This window comes from Kitasatospora sp. NPDC093558, assembly GCF_040683475.1.
In the GTDB taxonomy this organism is placed as follows: domain Bacteria; phylum Actinomycetota; class Actinomycetes; order Streptomycetales; family Streptomycetaceae; genus Kitasatospora.
On record NZ_JBFBDY010000583.1, the window covers coordinates 1 to 3,882 of the forward strand.

At 72.1% G+C, this 3,882-nt stretch carries 5 protein-coding genes; all 5 read right to left on the bottom strand.

Annotated features, from left to right (window positions below; all coding sequences use genetic code 11):
• A partial coding sequence (locus AB0O00_RS31890) for a phosphotransferase (RefSeq protein WP_363657704.1) occupies positions 1–635 on the bottom strand: 635 nt, incomplete at its 3' end.
• Between the two features lie 74 nt (positions 636–709).
• Positions 710–1,642, bottom strand: coding sequence for a hypothetical protein (locus tag AB0O00_RS31895; RefSeq protein WP_363657705.1), 933 nt, complete (start codon positions 1,640–1,642; stop codon positions 710–712).
• Between the two features lie 107 nt (positions 1,643–1,749).
• Positions 1,750–2,259: a hypothetical protein gene (locus tag AB0O00_RS31900; protein WP_363657707.1), complete on the bottom strand. Its 510-nt coding sequence runs from the start codon at positions 2,257–2,259 to the stop codon at positions 1,750–1,752.
• 95 nt (positions 2,260–2,354) lie between these two features.
• Entirely contained in the window at positions 2,355–2,819 is a 465-nt protein-coding gene (locus AB0O00_RS31905) for a phage tail protein (RefSeq protein ID WP_363657709.1), read from the bottom strand.
• 225 nt (positions 2,820–3,044) lie between these two features.
• Positions 3,045–3,275: a hypothetical protein gene (locus tag AB0O00_RS31910; protein WP_363657711.1), complete on the bottom strand. Its 231-nt coding sequence runs from the start codon at positions 3,273–3,275 to the stop codon at positions 3,045–3,047.
• Positions 3,276–3,882: the final 607 nt, after the last annotated feature.

A 3,882-nucleotide genomic window follows, 5' to 3' on the forward strand; every position in this document is an offset into this window, starting at 1 on the left:
GGGCCCGCCGCCCCCGGGGGCAGCACGTCGAACAGCACGTTGCCGGGCTGGAAGTCCCGGTGCAGGAACCGGCCTTCGTAGGGCGGCGCGGGCTCGCGGATCACGTCGATCGCCGCCGCCCATGCCGTCGCGTCGGCGCCCCTCGGGACCACGACGCTGTCGGCCGTCGTCAACGCCACGTACGCGCGCGGCCGTTGGGCGGGTCGCAGCGCGTGGATCGCCACGAGTTGCCGGGCCAGCAGGGGGACGCGTGCCTCCACCCCCTCGTCGCCGAGGGCCGTCCGGCCCGGCAGGTGTGTCATCAGGAGCGACGGATACTCGCAGTGCGCGGCGGTCGGATCGACCGCGACCAGCGCGGGTGCCGGAACGTCCGTCCCCGCCAGCAGCGCCAGGGCGCCGGCCTCCCGGTGCAGCGAGTCCTCGGCGCGCTCGACGTAGGACGGGTCGACGAAGGTCCGCAGCACCAGGTCACGGGTGCCGCCGTCCCGCGTGCCGACGGTCAGCCGGCGCACCTCGGCGGTGATGCCGCCGCGCAGCGCCTCGGCGCCGACGATCCGTTCGCCGACGTCCAGGTGCCGGTTCACCCAGGCCAGGGTCGACGGCCGGATGGCCGCCGCGTCATCGTGGTTGGTCACCGGGCCACTTCAGCATCCGGACGCCGGGGCCCGCAAAGCCTTTCAGCGGGGCGATCGGCGCATCCCCCGGACGGTCACGCCTCGATGCGGAGCCAGGTGTCCCCGGCCCGGAGCCACAGGGTGCCGTCGCGCCCCTGGCCGCAGTACTTGACCACCCGGCCGGGAACGCGGATCTTGCGCCGGTCGGTCACCGTCCAGGCATCGCCGATCAGCCGGGCGCGGACCACCTCGGTCGAGCGGCGGTTGTGATCGCGCCTGGTCAGGACCGCACGGTCGCCGCGCACGGCGAACCCGTCCGGGTCGCGGACCGGGCTGCGCCGGCTGATCACCTCGCCCGTGGAGGGCGTGATCCGCGTCAGGTGCGTGCCCCCGCGGCTGCTGCCTCCGTACCAGGCCAGCCACACGCGGTCCTCATCGGTGGCCGCGGTGCAACCCTCCAGCGGCATGTCGGGAAGGCGACCCCTCGGCGCCCACGTCACCTGGCCGTCGGCACTCCAGCCGGCGAGGCCGGCCACCGACTGCGGATGGGCACCGCAGGTCCCTTCGTCGCCGTAGGCCGTCCAGATCGCCCCGTCACGATCGGTCATCAGGACCGGTATGTCGTCCCCGATGCAGAAGGCGCTCTCCTCGTCGCCCTCCGGCGACCGCACCACGGCGTTCGGCAGCCACAGACCCGTGCCGTCCGTATCCGCCCGACCGCGCACGAGGAGAAGGCGCGCATCGGGAAGGAGCGCGATGTGGCTGACGCGTTGCCGCACGTCCATGACCATCCGGCGCTCCACCGACCCGTCTGACCGGCGGATCACCAGCAGCCCGTCGAACGGGACCTCGGTGCCTCGTCCGACCCAGCCCTTGATGTACGGACTCCGGCGGAGGTGCCGCCGATGCACCAGCAGAACGGCGAGCTCCCCCGCGTGCCCGACCGTCCACCACAACGGGCGCCACCCCGCCCAACCGTCGGCGGCGGGCAGCTTCCAGGCCTTCTGCGCTTCGACGACCGTCGACACCGTATCCCCCTCACGAGCGCAGCACTCGAACGCCAGTGCTGTCGAATGGGGAGTGTAGGGGCATCCCGGTCGCCACCGATCGGCAGTCCCGCTCTGGCCTTCCGTGGTCAGCGGTGGCGGCGGTAGTAGGAGACGGTCACGGCGGCGAGCAGCGGGCCCCAGAGGACGAGGGGCAGGTAGAGGATGCCCACGATGGTGTGCCAGGGCCCGAGCATCGGCGGCTGTTCGTCGCTGTTCCACCAGAACACGAGGTCGGTCCAGAGGAGGACGAGGGCCAGTGCACCGAGGGCGGCGGGGACGACGGCGGCGAGCGGGCGAACGCGTCGGCCGCCGATGAACGGGATCCAGCGCGGCACCACCTCGCCCCAGGGGCGGACCAGGCCGAGCGTCAGCAGGGCGAAGGCCTCGGAGACCACGCTGAGCCCGATCACGTAGACCATGCCCCAGCCGGGGATGTGAAAGTCGTGGCGGAGCACCTGGTCGCCGTAACCGACCGGAGCGCCGAGGGCCAGGGCGATCCGCCACAGCCCCGAGGGCACGGTGGTCAGGGCGGTGGCGTGTGCGGCACGGACCGCCCAACGGGGCGCCGGAGCAGGGGTGTTCGAGACGGTGGTCATGCATCCAGGCTCAACGACGGACGGCAGCGCCACGTCCTCCCGGAGGACCAGGGGCGTCCCCTCCCCGAGGGAGATCCGGTCGCCCGGATCCCCCCTCAGTACTCACCCTTGATCACGAAGAAGGAGCCGCGGATCTCCCCCGCCAGCTTCGACCGCTGGTGCGCGAACTTGAACGTCGACGCCAGTTCCTCGGGCACCTCCATGCCTTCCGAGAGCTTGAAGCCCACCGCGCGCTTCGAACCGTCCTCGATCCCGTACATCACGTTGATCGCCAGGCCGGACTCGTAGAACACGTAGGCCATCCGGATCCCGTCCACCTCGAAGGCGGTCACCTCGAGCGGGCGGGCGCCGATGACGATGCCGCGCTCCTCCGAGAGGATGCGGGTCACCCAGCCGAGCGCCTCGGGCGCCTCGCCCGCGGGCCGGACGGTGAACTCGTGGTCGTACTTGTTCCTGAAGTAGCGCGCCTCGTTGGCCCGCAGCCCGGCGAGCGCCTCCGCCACCGGGGACGACTCCAGGCCGGTGGTGGACACGTTCGTGAAGTCGACGGCGTACGGCATGGTTCCTCCTGATGGGTGTCGTCCGGCGGCGGGCCACCGGCGCCGGATCTCCCGGCGACGTGTTCACGCTACGTTCCGGACCGCCGGAGGGCTTCTCGATTCCTGATCGATCCCGGCGAGGGCAACGGGCGAGCCCTGGCGGGCCCTGGCGGCGGCGAGGAGGGGCCCAGAAACCGGTAGCTGGCAGGGTCCGGGGGCTCTGTTCGTTCCCGCCGGGCAACTGGCTTACCGGTCTGACGTACCCGAGAAGTGATCGCTTCGGCCCGGTGCCGGGATCCGGGCGCCGGCCGTCGGCCGTGCGGTAGGAATGGGCCGTACCTTCACGTGGTGGAGGCGCATGTCGTCCGCCCGGTCCGAGTGGCGCAGGGCGTGGTGGTAGCCGGAGGCGTCGCGGTAGAGGGACTCCAGGTACAGCACCCGCATGATCGCTGCGAGTTCGGCGTCGGTGGCGTCCACGGTGTGGCGGCGGGAGCCGTCGACGGGGGCGCGCCTTGGCGATCGCGGTGCCCAGCGCGGCGGTGTCCACGCCGGTGAGAGCGCCGGCTTCGGCGTCGGCGAGGGCGCGGCGCAGGAGGTCGAGATCGGTACCGCGGACGCTGATCGCGGTGTCCGGCACCGCGTCGGGCTCGGACCCGGCCGGGCGCTCGACCGGATTCTCCTGGTGGTCCCGGTATCGGAGGGCGTCCTGCCCGAGCGCGGTGATCCGCACCGCCCAGGTCGGGTGTGCCTCGTCGATGGGGAGGGTCTCGAGAACGCCGGGTGGTGCGAACTCGCACAGGCCGGCGTCCACGAGGTTGCGGACGACGGTGACCTCCGCGTTCCGTGTCTCCAGGGGCTGACTGCCGGTCAGCCAGCCGTCCGGGCCTTGAGCGGCGACGGTCTCCAGCATCGCCCACGCATCCCTACGTAGCGTCACCAATTCCTCCCCGAGCGTGATGTCACCCGGATCCTCCCAGCTCTCCCACCGTGGCGTCCCGGTTTTCGACAAGCCGTTGACATGACCGTCCGGAGCAGAAATGTGCCACCCGCCGACGGCGTCGACGAGCTTCTGCGCGCGCTCGAC

Coding starts and splice junctions, on each gene's coding strand:
- AB0O00_RS31900 (WP_363657707.1), bottom strand. CDS start 2,259: ATGACCACCGTCTCGAACACCCCTGCTCCGGCGCCCCGTTGGGCGGTC.
- AB0O00_RS31905 (WP_363657709.1), bottom strand. CDS start 2,819: ATGCCGTACGCCGTCGACTTCACGAACGTGTCCACCACCGGCCTGGAG.